Source organism: Bacteroides clarus (assembly GCF_015555825.1).
Lineage (GTDB): Bacteria > Bacteroidota > Bacteroidia > Bacteroidales > Bacteroidaceae > Bacteroides > Bacteroides clarus.
In genome coordinates this window covers 123,538-141,916 of sequence record NZ_JADNLF010000008.1, presented here as the reverse complement: position 1 = coordinate 141,916, position 18,379 = coordinate 123,538, and the positions used below count along the sequence as shown (strand labels likewise).

Annotated in this window: 10 protein-coding genes; 5 read left to right on the top strand and 5 right to left on the bottom strand. The window is 49.5% G+C overall.

The genetic code is table 11. The features are described 5' to 3' along the window. Positions 1-20 precede the first annotated feature (20 nt). Positions 21-3,101, bottom strand: a complete 3,081-nt coding sequence (locus tag I2F54_RS10430) for a SusC/RagA family TonB-linked outer membrane protein (protein ID WP_195501164.1) — start codon at positions 3,099-3,101, stop codon at positions 21-23. A gap of 325 nt (positions 3,102-3,426) precedes the next feature. Between I2F54_RS10430 and I2F54_RS10425 the strand changes: the two genes are divergently transcribed. The 4 genes from I2F54_RS10425 (at position 3,427) to I2F54_RS10410 (ending at position 10,320) form a co-directional block, all read left to right on the top strand. After that, entirely contained in the window at positions 3,427-5,283 is a 1,857-nt protein-coding gene (locus tag I2F54_RS10425) for a DUF4980 domain-containing protein (protein ID WP_195501136.1), read from the top strand. Positions 5,284-5,296: 13 nt separating this feature from the next. Continuing rightward, a complete protein-coding gene (locus tag I2F54_RS10420) occupies positions 5,297-6,460 on the top strand; it encodes an MFS transporter (protein ID WP_195501135.1) in 1,164 nt (387 codons plus the stop codon). Positions 6,461-6,645: 185 nt separating this feature from the next. Next, the gene (locus tag I2F54_RS10415) at positions 6,646-7,530 is read left to right on the top strand and encodes a carbohydrate kinase family protein (RefSeq protein ID WP_009122457.1); all 885 of its coding nucleotides are present in this window, start codon (positions 6,646-6,648) and stop codon (positions 7,528-7,530) included. Between the two features lie 51 nt (positions 7,531-7,581). Beyond that, complete coding sequence (locus tag I2F54_RS10410) at positions 7,582-10,320, top strand: substrate-binding domain-containing protein (protein ID WP_195501134.1); 2,739 nt, start codon at positions 7,582-7,584, stop codon at positions 10,318-10,320. Positions 10,321-10,363: 43 nt separating this feature from the next. On the opposite strand, the gene I2F54_RS10405 is transcribed toward I2F54_RS10410, so the two are convergent. The 3 genes from I2F54_RS10405 to I2F54_RS10395 all read right to left on the bottom strand — a co-directional run bounded on the left by I2F54_RS10405 (position 10,364) and on the right by I2F54_RS10395 (position 15,427). After that, the gene (locus tag I2F54_RS10405) at positions 10,364-10,555 is read right to left on the bottom strand and encodes a hypothetical protein (protein ID WP_009122455.1); all 192 of its coding nucleotides are present in this window, start codon (positions 10,553-10,555) and stop codon (positions 10,364-10,366) included. An 88-nt stretch (positions 10,556-10,643) separates the two neighbouring features. Next, positions 10,644-14,201, bottom strand: coding sequence for a pyruvate:ferredoxin (flavodoxin) oxidoreductase (gene nifJ, locus I2F54_RS10400; RefSeq protein WP_009122454.1), 3,558 nt, complete (start codon positions 14,199-14,201; stop codon positions 10,644-10,646). Positions 14,202-14,248: 47 nt separating this feature from the next. Then, positions 14,249-15,427 (bottom strand): ATP-binding protein, encoded by a 1,179-nt coding sequence (locus I2F54_RS10395; protein ID WP_039950924.1) that lies wholly within the window; start codon positions 15,425-15,427, stop codon positions 14,249-14,251. Between the two features lie 160 nt (positions 15,428-15,587). Between I2F54_RS10395 and I2F54_RS10390 the strand changes: the two genes are divergently transcribed. After that, the gene (locus I2F54_RS10390) at positions 15,588-16,766 is read left to right on the top strand and encodes a hypothetical protein (RefSeq protein ID WP_195501133.1); all 1,179 of its coding nucleotides are present in this window, start codon (positions 15,588-15,590) and stop codon (positions 16,764-16,766) included. Between the two features lie 52 nt (positions 16,767-16,818). On the opposite strand, the gene I2F54_RS10385 is transcribed toward I2F54_RS10390, so the two are convergent. After that, positions 16,819-18,273: a glycoside hydrolase family 10 protein gene (locus I2F54_RS10385; protein ID WP_039950923.1), complete on the bottom strand. Its 1,455-nt coding sequence runs from the start codon at positions 18,271-18,273 to the stop codon at positions 16,819-16,821. Between the last annotated feature and the right edge of the window lie 106 nt (positions 18,274-18,379).

Sequence of the window (18,379 nt, the reverse complement as noted above, 5' to 3'; positions counted from 1 at the left end):
TCTATTTGTTGTTCATTGTATTAAAAGCTGACGTTCACGCCAAAAGTGATATTCAAAGGAATGGGGTAGCCGTAGTTCACGTTTTCCGGGTCTACTCCGGTGAAATCTTTGCTCTTGATGGTGAGCAGGTTCTGTGCGCTGAGGTAGAAGCGCAGGCGCTCCATGCGGATTTTCTCCGCCCATGCTTTCGGTACGTTGTAGCCTACCTGCAGATTGCGCAGTTTCAGGAATGAACCGTTCTCCACATAATAGGTGGATACGCGTTTCTCGTTGTTACTGTCGTTACGGGCAAGCGCCGGAATGTCGGAACCGGGATTGGCGGGCGACCAGGCATCGAGTACGCGTTTGCCTTTGTTCAGGAAGCCGATGTTGAGTCCGCTCCACAGGTCGGTCTCTTTCTTTAAATCACTGATGATGTCTACTCCTTGCACGCCTTGCCAGAACATGGTAAGGTCGAAGTTCTTATATTCCAAATAGATATTGATACCGTAGCTGAAAGCAGGCGTAGGGTCGAATATCCATTGCTGGTCTTTCTCGTTGATGATACCGTTGCCGTCCAGGTCGCGCCAGCGGATGCGTCCCAAGCCTGCACCTTCCTGAGTGGCGTGGTTGTCGATTTCTTCCTGTGACTTGAAAAGGCCGTCGGCTACGTAGCCTACCTGCGCCCCGTTGGGATGTCCTATCACACTTTCCACGCCGTTCCCGCCGAAAGTTCCGTTGGCCGCTACCGTGGCGGGCAAGGCGGTGATTTTGTTGCGGTAAGAGGAGAGGTTGGCATTGATGTCGTACTTCAGTCCGAATTTTGTACTGTTGCGGTAGCCTAAGTTCAGTTCAAAACCCTTGTTTTCCATTTCACCGGCATTAATCCACTGCTTGCTTCCTTCACCCATGGTGGCGATGCCTGCCATTTCTACCAGAATGTCGGTCGTCTTTTTATAGTACCAGTCGAACGAACCGTACAGTGTCTGGTCGAAAAGGGAAAAGTCGAAACCGAGGTCGGTTTGTGTGGTAGTTTCCCATTTGATACCGTTGTTGCCGAGTTGGTCGCGTTTGAAACCGGATTGAAGAATGCTTCCGCCATTGCTTCCCGTGATGTCGTAGGAAGTTCCGTAGCTTCCGCCGCCGTTTTCCGTTCCGGCGTAGTTGGGCACATAAATCGTATAACGGGCGTTGTTGCTGATTTCCTGATTACCGGTCTGTCCCCAGGACGCGCGTATTTTCAAATCGTCCAGCCATTGGATGCTTTTCATGAATTCTTCCTGACTGAGACGCCAGCCGGCGGAAACCGATGGGAAGGTGGCATAGCGGTTGTCCTTGCCGAAGCGCGAAGAACCGTCACGACGTACGGTAAGTGACAGCAGATATTTGTCGTTGTATGTATAGTTCAGCTTTCCGAAGAAAGAAACCAGCGAGTAACCTTCGCCTGCACCGTAGGACTGCGCCGTGCCTACACCGGCATCCGGCCACATATAGTCGGGCGTAAGGATGGAAAAGTTTTCTTTGTAGCCTGAGAAATGTATATCGTCCTCACGGTTCAGCTCCACACCCAACATTACGTCTCCACGGTGTTTGCCGACTTCCATGTTATAGGTGGCGATGGCATTCCACATCCATTTGGTCCAATGCTCTTGCTTTGCTTCTATGGCATTCTTGTCGTTGGCTACGTTACCTTCCGTGATGGGATAGGTAAAGATGCGTTGTTGCTTCTGTGAGTAGTCTATGCCGAACGTAGAGCGGAGATTGAAGTTCTTGAACGGGTTCAGGTTGACGTATGCATCGCCGAACATGCGCCAGTATGTGTAGCGGTTGTCGGCATTGCGTTGCAGGCGCGCTACCGGATTTTCGCGGTCGGGATAGCCGCTGACGGGGCCGGCAAATTCACCTTCGGTAGTATATACCGGTAGTGAAGGATTGGCTTGCAGCACGTTTTGCAGGAATCCGCCGGGAGCTTGCACTTCGCTGGTACGGTTTACGGTGAAGTGCTCGCCTACGGTCAGCAGATTGTCTATCAGCTTGTAGTCGGCATTCATACGGGCGGATATACGGTCGAAATCGGTATCTTTGATGATACCCAGATTCTTGTAATATCCTAAGGAGAAGAAAGAAGAACCTTTCTCCGAGCCGTTGCTCACGGATACGTTGTATTGTTGGATAATACCTGTGCGTGTGGTACGGTCGAACCAGTCGGTGTCTGCGGCGGGTACTGTGCCGGCGGCATCCAGATACTTGCGCATGCTGATGCCGTTGAGTTGCGGGTAACCGTTTGCGCCGTAGCTCCAGTCATAGAGGTAGCCCAGGTTGTTGGTGTTCGGGTCTTGTCCTTCGTTCACGTAGGCTTGCCACATGGCGCGGCCGTATTCTTCGGCGTTCAGCACTTCCAGCTTGTTGGTGTACATGGAAGCGGAAACGGAAGCGTCGAAGTTTATCTTGAGTTGCCCTTCTTTACCTTTCTTTGTGGTAATGATGATGACGCCGTTGGCGGCGCGGCTACCGTAGATAGAGGCGGAAGCGGCATCCTTCAGTACCTGTATGGATTCGATGTCACTGCCGTTCAGTTCGTGCATACCGCCTTTGGTGGGTACGCCGTCGATGATGTAGAGCGGGTCGTTGTTGTTCAGCGTACCTACGCCGCGAATACGGATGGTGGTACTGCCGCTCGGATTACCGTCGGCCGTAATGTTCATGCCCGGTACACGCCCCTGCATGGCTTTCATCGGATTGTTTTCGTTCTGCTTGGCTATCTCGTCCATGCTCACTACGGAGATGGAACCGGTAAGGTCGGCCTTGCGCTGGGTGGTGTAGCCGGTTACTACTACTTCCTGCAACATTTCCGAATCCTCGTGCATGATGACGGTCATGGATGTTTCCGCTTTCAGGGTCAGTGTTTGGTAACCTATATAAGAGAAAGTGATTTCGGAGCCCGGCTTTACGGTGAGGGTGAAGTTGCCGTCTATATCCGTAATCGTTCCGTTGGTTTTATCTGCCTTATCCACAACGGATGCCCCGATGATGGGGTAGCTGTCGGTAGCAGAAGTTACCGTTCCCTTTATTTGGATGTTTTGCGCATAGACAAAACCGCATAATCCTAAAAGGAACATCATAATGCTAAGTTTTCTCATACATTATAAATTTATTGTTAACAGTTATCTTGTGAATTCTCAAAACAGCTTTCCCGATCATGTTTTGATGTTGCAAAGTAAATGGTTTGTATTGAAACAGGCTATAAAAAATGATACGGATGCTGCGAAATTTGTTTCATGATATGAGGCTGACCGCGCTCTGGAGATAGCCTGGTATCATTTTTAGCAGCATTTGTAACATTTGTGTTAGCCCTTTTCGCTTTTATTCCTTTTCTTTGCAATGTGCTTTCCCGAGCATTGAGCGAGTTCATAAAGTAAACATTAAATTTAATACCTGATTTTGAAAATGAAGCATTACTCTCATAGAACACTTCTTCCTTTTTGGGGAAAGGTTATTGTAACTTCTCTTATTATAATAATGAATATCGGCATTTGTGCGGCGCAGTCTGCCGGACTGAAAATCCATTATCTGGGTGCAAACCACAGTTTGGTGCAGGTGCGGGAACCGCAGAAGTATCTTTTGCTGCCGGTGGAAGAGGCTGCTCCCGAAGCTACCGTCAATGTATTGGTGAACAATAAGACAGACCGGAGTTTTCAGGTTCGCCTGGCTGTCAACCGTATCGACTATCTCGTTCCGTTTGATTTGGAGCAGTATAAAGGCAAGACGGTAACTTTCGATATTCATACCGGCAACAGCCGTGCCAATGTACGTGATGCCATGGCGGATGCCTGTTGGAAAGAACTGAGGCTTTCCGCTACGTTTGATGATGCCAACCGTGAGGAATTTCGTCCTCTTTACCACCATTCTCCCCTTTATGGCTGGATGAACGATCCTAACGGGATGTTTTACAAGGACGGAGAATACCATCTCTACTACCAGTGGAATCCATACGGCTCCATGTGGGGCAACATGAACTGGGGACATTCATCCAGCAAGGACTTGATAAGCTGGCAGCATCATCCGGTAGCCATACAGCCCAACGGCTTGGGCACTGTGTTCAGCGGTAGCAGTGTGGTGGATAAGGATAATACGGCAGGTTTCGGAAAGGGAGCTGTGATTGCCATTTATACTTCGGCGGGAGCCAGCCAGATGCAAAGCCTTGCGTATAGTCTGGACAACGGAATGACTTTCCATGTCTATGAAAACAATCCTATCATTGCCGCCGACAAGGAATGCCGCGACCCGAATATGTTCTGGCACGAGAAGAGCGGTAAATGGATTCTTATTTTGGCGGCCGCTCTGGAAAAGGAAATGTGGATATATTCCTCTCCCGATTTGAAGAACTGGACGAAGGAGAGCAGCTTCGGCCATGGATATGGCGCGCAGGATGGCGTATGGGAGTGTCCGGACCTCATGGAATTGCCCGTTCGCGGAACAGACCGTACAAAATGGGTACTGATTTGCAATATCAATCCCGGTGGACCTTTCGGCGGAAGCGCGGCACAGTATTTTGTCGGTGACTTTGACGGGAAGACCTTTACTTGCGATACTAAGCCCGAAATAACCAAATGGATGGATTACGGTAAAGACCATTATGCCGCCGTATCCTGGAGCAATGCGCCCGAAAAGCGGCATACCGTGATTGCCTGGATGAGCAACTGGCAATATGCCAACAATGTACCTACCAAACAGTTCCGCAGCGCCAACACATTGCCGCGCGACATCGAATTGTACGAAGGCAGTGACGGTGAGCTCTATCTGGCCGTAACCCCTGCACCGGAAGTAAATGCATTGCGTGCAGGCAAGGCGTTGAAATACGGCTTTTTTTCTGCCGGAACAAAGAAGGTTTCCCGAAAACTTCCGGCCGAGAACAGCGGTATCTGTGAGATTAACCTCGAGCTGGTTCCCCGTTCGGCAGGTAAAGTATACATTACGCTGTCCAATGATAAGGATGAACGGACTGTGATGACTTACGACTTGGAGAACTCCACATTCAGCATGGACCGTACTGTAAGCGGACTTACGGATTTCAATAAGGATTTCCCTGCCATAACCGTAGCTCCCTGTCCGGCAGAAGCCAAGCTGCGTCTGCGTCTGTTTGTAGACCGTTGCAGCGTCGAAGCTTTCGAGGGTGACGGACGCTTTGCCATGACAAACCTTGTATTCCCGCAGCATCCTTACACTACCGTTTCCGTTGCCGTAGATAAAGGGCGTTGCAAAGTCAACGACTTGACTGTAAATTCTTTAAAAGTTAACAACTAAATTCCGATATCTTATGAATAACAATAATAATTCGCTTGCAAAGCTGCTTCCTATGATGCTTTGCTTCTTCGCCATGGGGTTTGTAGACCTTGTAGGCATCGCTTCCAACTATGTGAAAGCAGATTTAAACCTGACTGATTCCCAGGCAAATATATTCCCTTCTCTTGTGTTCTTCTGGTTCCTTATCTTCTCCGTACCTACGGGTATGTTGATGAACCGCATCGGACGCAAGAAAACGGTACTTCTCAGTTTGGTCGTGACTTTTGCATCCCTGTTGTTGCCGGTTTTCGGAGACGGGTATGCGCTGATGCTGATTTCGTTCTCGTTACTGGGTATCGGTAATGCGTTGATGCAGACATCGCTCAATCCGCTGCTTTCTAATGTTGTCAGCGGCGAGCGGTTGGCCAGTTCGCTGACTTTCGGGCAGTTTGTAAAGGCGATCGCTTCTTTCCTTGCTCCTTATATCGCCATGTGGGGGGCTACGCAGGCTATACCTTCGTTGGGTATGGGCTGGAGAGTACTGTTTCCCCTTTATATGGTGATAGCGGTTGTCGCTATCCTATGGCTGGGCACTACGTCTATTCGTGAAGAAAAGGAAGAAGGACGTCCCTCTACTTTCGGCGAATGTCTTGCTTTGCTGGGGAAACCGTTTATATTGCTTTGTTTTCTGGGTATTATGTGCCATGTGGGTATCGATGTAGGTACGAATACCACTGCACCCAAGATATTGATGGAACGTCTGGGTATGTCGCTTGCCGATGCGGGGTTTGCAACAAGTCTTTATTTCATTTTCCGTACGGCAGGTTGTTTCCTCGGAGCCTTTATTTTGCAGAAGTTATCTGCGCGAACTTTCTTCGGAATCAGTGTGTTGTGTATGCTGGTGGCGATGATAGGGCTGTTCGTTTTCCAGGAGATGACGATGATATATGTGTGTATCGCTCTGATTGGTTTCGGCAACTCGAATATTTTCCCTGTTATTTTCTCGCAAGCGTTGCTGGCGATGCCGCAGAAGAAGAACGAAGTCAGCGGGTTGATGATTATGGGGTTGTTTGGCGGTACGATATTCCCGCTTGCCATGGGTGTGGCAAGTGACGCTATCGGTCAAAGCGGAGCGGTGGCCGTGATGACGGTGGGAGTACTGTACTTGTTTTTCTATATGATGAGAATGAAACGCTGACACTTTTGCGAGCGACTCTGCAAGGTATTGTGAGAGGGGGGGTATCTCAGTCGTATACAGAGATACCCTGAGTATACGACTGAGCCTATCTGTGTATACGACTGAATAGGGCTCGATATGCGACCCTGTTTCTTTACCTTTTGCAATAACGATGACAATATGTAAAACTGTAAAATAATAATATCATGAATCAGATTGTAGTAGGAATGGGTGAGGCGCTTTGGGATTGCCTGCCCGAAGGAAAGAAAATCGGCGGTGCTCCGGCAAACTTTGCCTATCATGTATCGCAATTCGGCTTTGACAGCCGCGTAGTCAGTGCGGTAGGCGCTGATGCCGACGGTGATGAAATACTGGAAGTGTTTGCGCAGAAAGGTCTGCGTACGCAGATTGAACGTGTGCCTTATCCTACGGGCACGGTGCAAGTGACGCTCGATGCGATGGGCGTGCCCTGTTATGAAATAAAAGAGGGTGTGGCTTGGGACAATATACCTTTTACGGATGAGCTGAAACGTCTGGCTCTGAACACGCGCGCCGTATGCTTCGGTTCTTTGGCGCAGCGCAATGAGGTCAGTCGCATTACGATAAACCGTTTTCTCGATACCATGCCGGACTGTGAGGAACAATTGAAGATATTCGACATCAACCTGCGTCAGGGCTTTTATACCAAAGAGATACTATGTGACTCTATGCGTCGTTGCAATGTCTTAAAAATCAATGATGAAGAGTTGGTGACAATCAGCCGTATATTCGGTTATCCGGGTATCGACTTGCAGGACAAGTGCTGGATTCTTCTTGCTAAATACAATCTGAAAATGCTTATCCTCACTTGCGGTACAAACGGCAGCTATGTATTTACTCCGGGAGTTGTATCGTTCCAGGAGACCCCGAGAGTGCCCGTTGCCGATACGGTAGGCGCAGGCGACTCATTTACCGCTGCTTTTACATCGGCTGTTCTTAGCGGTAAACCGGTGCAGGAAGCTCATAAACTGGCAGTGGAAGTTTCAGCTTATGTATGTACGCAGAGTGGGGCGATGCCGGAATTGCCGCAGGTATTGAAAGACAGAATCTGATTTTTTTGTTATCTTTGCTCATCTGCAATCACTTAAACTCAGCGAAAGAAGATGAGACGATATATTTACCTGTTACTGTTTGTTCTGTTGGTATGTGGCGGCATAGTGACTTCCTGTTCCCGGCATGAAGTACGTTTCCATATCGGAGTATCGCAATGCAGCGATGACGAGTGGCGCCACCAGATGAATAATGAAATGTTGCGTGAAGCTCTTTTCTACGATGGCGTAGAAGTGGAGATACGTACAGTGAAAGATGATAATGCCAGGCAGGCAGAGGATATCAGACACTTTATAGAGGCGGGAGTGGACTTATTGATAGTCGCTCCCAATGAAGCCGAACCCATAACCCCGGTTGTAGAAGAAGCCTACGACCGGGGTATCCCTGTTATTGTGGTAGACCGCAGAATCCTTTCCGAAAAGTATACTGCTTATGTCGGAGCCGACAATTACGAAATAGGCAAGGCGATAGGTAAATATGTGTCCAATATGCTTCATGGAAAAGGTACGGTAGTAGAGATTGCGGGATTGGCGGGTTCTACTCCTGCCATAGACCGCCATGAAGGATTTATGAGTGTCATATCCGCTTGTCCGGACATTCGTTTGCTGGCAAAAGAAGACGGTGCTTGGTTGCGCTCGCGAGCGGAAGAGAGAATGGATACTTTGCTCGACCGTTTTCCGGAAATAGATGTCGTCTATGCCCAAAACGACCGTATGGCTGCCGGAGCATATGCGGCCGCCATGCGCCGGAAAAGGGAAAAGGAGATGCGTTTTGTCGGTACGGATGCCATTCCCGGTGAGGGCTACGGGGTGGAACAGGTACTTTCGGGCGAATTGGATGCCACATTTATCTATCCCACAGGCGGTGACCGTGTCATGCAGATCGCGATGGATATTCTGAATAAACGGGACTTCCCCCGCGAAACGATTCTGAATACTTCGGTGGTAGACCGTGATAATGCGCTTATCATGAAGATGCAGACTACCCATATCAGTTCACTCGATGAGAAGATTGAAACCTTGAACGGAAAAATCAATCAGTATCTGGCACGCTATGCCACACAGCAAGTAGTTTTGTATGGCAGCCTGCTGGTGCTTCTGTTGGTCGTGGGATTGCTGGTTGCCGTTTATCTTTCCTTGCGTACGAAGAATAGGCTGAACCGTGAGCTTTCCCTTCGGAAGGAACAACTGGAACAACAAAGAGACCAGCTGGAACAGCAGAAAGACCAGTTGGAACGGCTCTCTCGTGAACTGGAGGCCGCCACGCATGCCAAACTGGTATTCTTCACCAACGTTTCCCACGATTTCCGTACGCCGTTGACCCTGATTGCAGACCCCGTAGACCAACTTCTTGCCGACCGCTCTATTAGTGAACAATCGCACCAACTGTTGGAGCTGATGAAGAAGAATGTACATATTCTTTTGCGCCTTGTCAATCAGATTCTTGATTTCCGCAAAGTCGAGAACGGGCGTATGGAGCTGCACCTCGAACCCTTTGATTTACTGAACAGCTTTGAGGGCTGGAATGATTCGTTCCGTGTGGCTCTGCTTAAAAAGCATATCGCTTTCAGCTTTGAACCTGCTTCCGGTGTAGACTATCGGATGCTGGCGGATGCCGAGAAAATGGAACGCATTTATTTCAATCTTCTTTCCAATGCGGTGAAGTACACACAGGAGAATGGAAAGATTGTGGTACGCCTCGAAGCGGAAGACCGTCACTTCCGGTTGTCGGTATTCAATTCGGGCAGTTATATTTCCACCACTGATGTCGAGGCTATTTTTGAACGTTTCTATCAGGTAGGCGGCCATCAGGCCGGTACGGGTATCGGTCTCGCCTTGGTGCGTGCTTTTGTGGAAATGCATGGCGGTAATATCATGGCGCACAGCAATGAGAAAGGAACTACTTTCACCGTCACTCTCCCGAAACGGGATGTGTCGCAGTATCATCCCGCCGTACCGACCTTGCCTGCCGATGAGGAAGATATTGCGTCCACATTGGTAGATGCGGATATTCCGACAGGAGAGGGGATGACGGAGGATGATTGTCCGACGGTGCTTGTCATTGATGATAATGCCGATATACGCCATTATGTCAAGGCTTTGCTTTCCAAGGAATATCGCGTACTGGATGCGGCGGACGGCGCGGCAGGCATCCGTCTTGCCATGAAATATGTGCCCGATGTGATTATATCCGATGTCATGATGCCCGGTATGGACGGTCTGGAATGTTGCCGTCGTCTGAAAGGGGAATTGCAGACTTGTCATATCCCGGTTATCCTGCTGACTGCCTGTTCGCTCGACGAACAGCGTATACAGGGTTATGACGGCGGTGCGGATTCTTATATATCCAAGCCTTTCAACTCGCAACTGCTGCTCTCGCGCATCAGGAATCTTATTACGAACCACAGACAGTTGAAACAATTCTTCGGTGACAGCCAGTCGATAGAGAAAGAATCTATCAGCGAGCTTGATAAAGATTTTGTTACCCGTTTCAAGGCTTTGGTGGGCGAGAAGATGAAAGACCCGGAACTGAATGTTGAAGATTTGGGACGTGATATGGGAATGAGCCGCGTACAGCTTTACCGCAAACTAAAGTCGCTTACCAACTATTCTCCCAATGAACTGTTGCGCCAGATGCGCTTGAAGAAAGCCGCTTCTTTGCTTGCCGCTTTCGATATGACTATCGCCGAGGTTGCTTATGAAGTAGGCTTCTCATCGCCGTCTTATTTTACGAAATGCTATAAGGAACAGTTCGGTGAAAGTCCTACCGATTTCCTGAAACGCAAAGGATGACATAGCCCGTCGGCAAAACGAATTTCAGTTATCGTATTGTCTTTCATTTCAGCATTTGCGGCAAATTATCCCTGCCCCAGAAGTAATATACGGCCAAGCCGATCCAGCTGGTCAGTATCACGAGGATGATTGCTACCAACCTCTTTTCGGTAGCGATGCCTCTCCATCGCCATATTTCCATTGCCGCCCTGATTGTCAGGATGACGCCGATTATCCAAATAATAAATCCGATCATACTATTTTCTTTCTTTTGTAAACAAATAGAGACTGCGTCCGGTTCACGGAGCAGTCTCTATTTTAGTGTATTATTTCAGTATCTGAAATTATTCGGCAACTTCAGCGCCCCAGTTTTCTTTAGACAGACGCTTGTAGCTGTTGTAACGCCATTTAGCGTTTTCTTCAGCAGCCTTGAACAGCTCGTCGGCTTCCTGCGGATATTGTTTCATTACGGATGCGTAACGAACTTCACCCTTCAAGAAGTCTTGGAAGCCTGTCCAATCCGGTTCTTTGCTATCCAGCGTGAACGGATTCTTACCTTCAGCTTCCAGAGCCGGGTTATAACGCCACAAGTGCCAGTAACCGCACTTAACGGCTTTTTCTTCTTCAGCCTGGCTCTTACCCATACCTGCCTTCAAACCGTGGTTGATACACGGAGCGTAAGCGATGATGAGTGACGGACCGGGATATGCTTCTGCTTCGCGGATAGCCTTCAAAGTCTGAGCCTGGTCGGCGCCCATAGCGATTTGAGCAACATATACATAACCGTAAGTGGTAGCCATCAGACCGAGGTCTTTCTTGCGTACGCGCTTACCTGCAGCGGCAAACTTAGCGATAGCGCCTACCGGAGTAGCTTTAGAAGACTGACCGCCGGTATTGGAGTAAACCTCAGTATCCAGAACGAGGATGTTAACGTCCTTACCGCTTGCGATTACATGGTCGAGGCCGCCGTAACCGATATCGTAAGAAGCACCGTCACCACCGATGATCCACTGGCTGCGTTTAACCAGATATTGAGACAGACCTGCGATAGTCTTGCAGTTGTCGCATTTGTCTTTGGCAGCTTCTACCATAGGAATGATCTTTTCAGCCAATTCCTTAGTCTTGTCCGCATCGTACATGTTCTCAATCCAAGCCTGGAATACTTCTTTGTATTCAGCCGGAGTACCTTCTGCCGCGATAGCTTCTTCCATAGCCTTCACGATACGTGCACGCATCTTTTCGTTAGCGAGCTCCATACCCAGACCGAATTCGCAGAAGTCTTCGAACAGTGAGTTAGCCCAAGCGGGACCATGACCCTTTTCGTTCTTGGTATAAGGAGTGGAAGGAACAGAACCTGAGTAGATGGAAGAACATCCGGTAGCGTTAGCAACCATTTCACGGTCACCGAACAACTGAGAAATCAGTTTCACATACGGAGTTTCACCACAACCTGAGCAAGCGCCGGAGAACTCGAACAACGGAGTTGCGAACTGAGAGTTCTTAACGTTAGCCTTGATGTCAACCAGGTGTTGTTTGCTCTTCACGTTTTCTGCGCAGTAAGTCCAGTTGGCAGCTTCTGCCAGTTGGCTTTCAAGATGCTTCATGGTAAGAGCCTTGCCACCCTTCTTCGGGTTGCCCGGACAAACATCGGCACAGTTACCGCAGCCCAGACAGTCGAGAACGTCAACCTGGATACGGAATGTCATACCGTCGAATACCTTGCCGACAGCTTTCAGCTGGGCGAATTCAGCGCCCTTCTGCTCTTCAGCGTCGAGAACGAACGGACGGATAGAAGCGTGAGGACAAACGTAAGCACACTTGTTACACTGGATACAGTTTTCAGGATTCCATTCAGGAACGAAAGCTGCCACACCGCGTTTTTCGTACTTAGCCGTACCTTGTTCCCAAGTACCGTCTTCGATACCCTTGAACGCAGATACTTTCAGCAAGTCGCCGTCCTGTGCGTTGATAGGACGAACCACTTCGTTGATGAATGCAGGGTCGTTGTTTTCTGCTTTGGCGTCGTCAGCGAGGTTAGCCCAAGCCGGGTCAACGGCGAGCTGCTTGTATTCGCCACCACGGTCAACGGCAGCGTAGTTCTTGTTCACTACGTCTTCACCCTTCTTGCCGTAAGACTTAACGATGAATTTCTTCATCTGTTCAACAGCCTGTTCTACGGGAATTACACCTGTGATACGGAAGAATGCGGACTGGAGAATGGTATTGGTACGGTTGCCCAAACCGATTTCCTGTGCAATCTGAGTTGCGTTGATATAGTAAACAGAGATATTGTTCTGCGCGAAGTATTTCTTCACCTTGTTGGGCAGGTTCTTAGCCAACTCTTCACCTTCCCAGATGGTATTCAGCAAGAATGAGCCGTTCTTACGCAGACCACGGGTTACATCGTACATGTGCAGGTAAGCCTGAACGTGGCAAGCCACAAAGTTCGGAGTATTTACCAAATATGTGGAGCGGATCGGAGTATCGCCGAAACGCAGGTGAGAACAAGTGAAACCGCCTGATTTCTTGGAGTCGTAAGAGAAGTAAGCCTGGCAGTGCTTGTCGGTGTTGTCACCGATAATCTTTACGGAGTTCTTGTTGGCTCCTACTGTACCGTCAGCACCCAAACCGTAGAACTTAGCTTCGAACATACCTTCGCCGCCCAATGCGATTTCTTCTTCCTGAGGAAGAGAAGTGAAAGTAACGTCGTCCACAATACCGATAGTGAAGTGGTTCTTCGGCATCGGCATGGCCAGGTTCTTGTAAACCGCGATGATTTGTGCAGGAGTAGTGTCCTTAGAACCCAAACCGTAACGGCCGCCTACGATAACCGGAGCGTTTTCCGCACCGTAGAAGCAGTCTTTTACATCGAGATACAACGGTTCGCCGTTAGCGCCCGGTTCTTTCGTACGGTCGAGTACGGCAATCTTCTTGGCAGTTTTGGGAACGGCGGCAAGGAAGTGCTTGGCAGAGAACGGACGATACAAGTGAACGGCAACCAAACCAACCTTTTCGCCATTGGCAACGAGGTAGTCGATAGCTTCGCGGGCAGCTTCCGTTACAGAACCCATAGCGATGATTACGCGTTCGGCATCTTCTGCGCCGTAGTAATCGAACAAACCGTACTTGCGGCCTGTGATTTTGGAAATCTCGTTCATGTATTCCTCAACGATAGCGGGAACAGCCTCGTAGTAGTTGTTGCAGGATTCACGGTGTTGGAAGAAGTGGTCAGGGTTTTCGGCCATACCACGGGCAACCGGGTTCATCGGGTTCAGTGCGCGTGCACGGAATTCAGCCAAGGCTTCCTGATCGATAAGCGGAGCGAGGTCGTCGTTTTCCAACATTTCGATCTTCTGGATTTCGTGAGAAGTACGGAAACCGTCGAAGAAGTTCATGAACGGAACGCGAGACTTGATGGTAGCCAGGTGGGCAACACCTGCCAAGTCCATAACTTCCTGTACAGAACCTTCGGCCAACATGGCGAAACCTGTCTGACGTGCAGACATTACGTCCTGGTGGTCACCGAAGATACACAGTGCGTGGCTTGCCAAAGTACGTGCGGATACGTGGAATACGCAAGGCAGGAATTCACCGGCAATCTTGTACATATTCGGTATCATCAGCAACAAACCTTGTGAAGCGGTGTACGTAGTAGTCAGCGCACCTGCCTGCAAAGAACCGTGAACGGCACCGGCAGCACCACCTTCGGATTGCATTTCCTGTACCAATACTGTTTCGCCGAAGATATTTTTGCGACCTGCGGCAGCCCATTCGTCTACGTATTCAGCCATCGTAGAAGAGGGAGTGATAGGATAGATGGCGGCTACTTCCGAGAACATATACGAGATATGCGCTGCAGCCTGATTACCATCACAAGTAATGAATTTCTTCTGTTTAGTCATAACTAAATTGAATTTATTAAGTAAAAAAATCTCTTTGTCTGTAAATCCTAATACAGGAAACCGAACAACCAGAGCGGTATTTGATTGCCTCGGCCTATCTCCGCCTTGTGCAATGCGTACGTCACTCCCGGATTGTTTTTAATCCTCACGCCTTCCTGACAAATCTTGAAAGGCATCACTTCGTCCACCATGAACGAAATGTTCTTGTCGCCTTTGTTCACTTTGTGGTCTTTCCACATTGTGTTTACAAAGAACGTTTCCAGCACATCCTGCTCTTCCACCTTTACGGGATAGATGGAGTACATCAGATTGGAGTTGTGCATCATTATCTTCGACGGCTTTTTGGGGAATTCCTCTCCTTTCGGGTACACCATGTTGATAAGTCGTGCATCTGCCAGATACTTGATGTAATTCATCACCGTGGCTCTGGATGTCTGTATGTCGTTGGCCAGTTGGCTTACGTTGGGCGCTTTCGGTCCGTCCACGGCCAACAAATATAGTAATTTTTTTATCTTGGAGAGATATTTCAGCTCTATTTGTTTAATAAGAAGAATATCTACTTCCACCATCATGTTCATCGTCTTCAACAGATTCTCCGAGAAATTACGCTTTTCGAGGAAGAAAGGATAGAAGCCGTGGTGCATATAATCTTGGAAATAGTCCAGCGGGCGCACTTTGGAAAGAATGCCTTTGGCTATCTGCTCGTGGTTGCTCAGTATTTCTTCCAGCGAGTAGCAGCGGAACTTCATGCCTGTTTGCAGGTTCAGGTACTCGCGGAAAGAGAAGCCGCGCAGGTTATAACTTTTTACGATGTCCCGCAGTTCCAGGTTCTCCTCTTTCAGGCGCATCACGGATGAACCGGTAAAGACAATCTTCAGATTGGGAAAGCGGTCGTAGCACAGGCGTAGTTCCTTGCTCCAGTCCGGATGCTTGAATACTTGGTCTATCAACAGTACTTTTCCGCCGCGGCGTTGAAATTCGTAAGCGAAGTCCACGATGCTGTGACCGGAGAAGTAGAAGTTGTTCATGTTGATGAAGAGGCACGAACGGTCGGTACCGAATTTCTCTTTGGCGTATTGCAGCAGGAATGTGGTTTTACCTACCCCACGAGTGCCTTTGATACCGATAAGACGGTCGTTCCAGTCAATCTCGTCCATGAGGTCGCGGCGAACGGGGGCATTCGTATGCTCTACCAGATAAGCGTGTGTTCGGTAAAATGCTTCCATGCTTTAAATTCGGTTTATCGGGCGACAAATATACACCTTTTTTATAGAATTGCAAAGTAGAGATAGCAAAATATCTTGTCCATAGTTAAGTTTTATATATTTGTATGCTGTTCTTTTTCTCTGTAAGTTTGCAGTTCCGAATAATTATGAACTATAATCAATGAAACTATATCTTTTCAATCCGGATTCAGACCTTGCGCTTGCCAATAACGAGGCGAACTACATAGCCCCGGCTTCGGCCCGCCGTATGGCGCAGGACATGGCTTTGCTGCCGATATGGTATGCCGCTCCGGACAGTGCGGTACTGGCGCCTTCCGCCTACAATGCGGATTTTTTGCGGAGGATGCGGGAACTTTTCGGGTTGCGGGTGCAACTGGCCACCGAGCCTGAATTGCCCGACTATGCCGAAGCCTCGATTGTGCCGTGGGGATGGAATCCTTCCATTCGCAAATATCTCTTGAAGAGGGGCGTCAATGAAGACAAACTGCCTTCCCCTCGGCTTCTTGCGGACTACCGGTCGCTTTCTTCCCGTATTCAGGCCGTGGAGATGATGCGGCGCATGACGGGGCGTTATCTCGGATACACCTGTGGCGAACATACTCTTGTGAACAATATCGAGGATTGCGAACGCATAGTCAATGCAATGCACGCCTGTTTGCTTAAAGTACCCTGGTCCGGTAGCGGAAAGGGTCTGAACTGGTGCCTGCACGGATTTACGAAGCCCGTTTCCAATTGGTGTGAACGTATTTTGAGAGAGCAAGGTTGCCTTACGGCGGAGCCTATATATAATAAGGTGGAAGATTTCGCCCTTGAATTTTATTCCGACGGGTGTGGCGGGGTACGCTTTGCGGGCTGTTCCATGTTTTCCACCAACGAGCACGGCGCATATACCGGCAATCTGCTTGCATCGGACGGGCAGATAGAAGAGATTATTGCGCGCTATTTGCCTCTTGAGAAGCTGGAGCGCATTCGTGAAGCTCTCCGTACGGAATTGGCTTCGGTCTATGGGTATACCTATACCGGCTATCTGGGCGTAGACATGATGATTTGCCGGCAAGACAAAGAGAACAAATACCTTGTACACCCTTGCGTGGAGATAAATATGCGTATGAATATGGGTGTCGTCGCCCGCTTGTTTTACGATAGGTTTGCGGCTCCCGGCAGCAAGGGACGTTTCACGGTTGAATACGTTCCCGATAACGGAGCGTTGCGTGCACGGCACGAACAGGATATGCGGAATTATCCGTTGATTGTGGAGAACGGCAGGCTTCTTTCCGGGTATCTGCCGTTGGTTCCGGTTACGGGTAAAAACTGTTATAGAGCGTATGTCCGGCTCTGATTTCCGCAGTCAATAACAAATCCGGGATTATAAACGTATTGCCTTTGCTTTTCTATCGGCAGGCGGGGCTTTCGTTGCCGCAACGGTCTACGGCGGTAACCGCAAAGTATTTCCGGGCAGTCCAGGGACGGATGGGAGCATATATGTATTCCGTTCCCTGTATGCGTTGCGCCACTATGTTCTCAGGGTCGGAGGTATCTACGGGATAGGTATCGGAACCGTAGATTACATACGTCGGCGCATTCCGCTTGTCGTTGTCTGTGGCGGGTTGCCAGGTGATTCTCCAATATCCTTCGGCCGGTTTCTCGACATTGAGTCGCGTGGGGGCGGTTGGCGGCACATTGTCTATCCACGGCATGGCGGGTTGCAGGGCGGGGGCGGTGTAGTAGTTTTCTTCAAGTATGTCGTACAGTCCCTGCGTATTGTCCATCAGGTACTTCACGCGGTAGTGGCCTTCGCCTGCCAGACCGTGCGCACGGGTGAAGTTTAGTTGCCGTTCCACTTCGTCCACCGTCCAGTTGCCTTCACTTGGGTCGAGGAAGTAGATGCCCAGGCCGGGAATAATCTGCCGGCCGTTACTTTGTTCCTGCCAGTCGAGGGCGAAAGGATAGAAGCCGTTGCCGCGGAAATACATCATGGGATAGACCTGGTCTTGTATGCCTTCGCCCAGCCAGCCTTGCACGTCTTGGTAGACGGTGTGGAAAGCGTTCCAGCCGCGCGACGGATAACGGGAGGTATCGCGGTACTTGCCCACGGGGCAGGTGCTGACTTTCACCCAGGGCTTCAGCGCCTTGACGCCCTTATAGAGATAGCGGACTATTTCGGTGATATTGTCCCGCCGCCATTGCGCGAGGTCGCGTCCGTTTCCGTATTTCTTATAGGTATAGCTGTCGGAGAAGCGCAAGGCATGCTCGGGGTAGCGCAGGTAATCGAAATGTACGCCATCCACATCGTAACGTTCCACGACTTCACGGACGAGGCTCATCAGGTATTCTTTGGTCTGAGGGTGTCCGGGATTGAGAAAGTATTCGCGTTTGTAAGGTACGCAGATAGCCGGTTTGCGTTTAGTGACCGACTCCTTGCCGAGAGCGGCGACATGCTTGCGGTTGCCCAAAGGAATGGTTACCATCCAGGCATGGCATTCCATACCGCGTTTATGGCACTCGGCTACGGCGAAGGCAAGCGGGTCGTAACCGGGGTTGCCGCCGACTTTCCCTGTCAGAATGGAGTTGTAGGGCTCGATTGCGGATTTATAGAGTACGTCGCCACGGGTACGGGTTTGAAACAGTACGGTGTTGAAGTTGGCGGCTTTCAGTTTGTCCAGTATTTCTATGAGCTCGGCCTGTTGCTTGCGGATACCTTCGGGAGTGGTGGCGCGGGTACGGGGCCAGTCCAGTCCGTAAACGGCGGTGACCCATGCGGCGCGTACCTCATGTTTGGGCGGGCGCTGGGCGGCAAGGGGGAGAAGACAAAAGATATATAATAGTATAAGGTTTAATCTCTTCATAATGCTATCTTGGTTTTGAGTAAATTCACATTTACTTCTTTATTTCTGTTATATTTCACGGCGAAGATAAGTAAATCGCTTGATAAATTTGCGTAGTTTAGTTGGA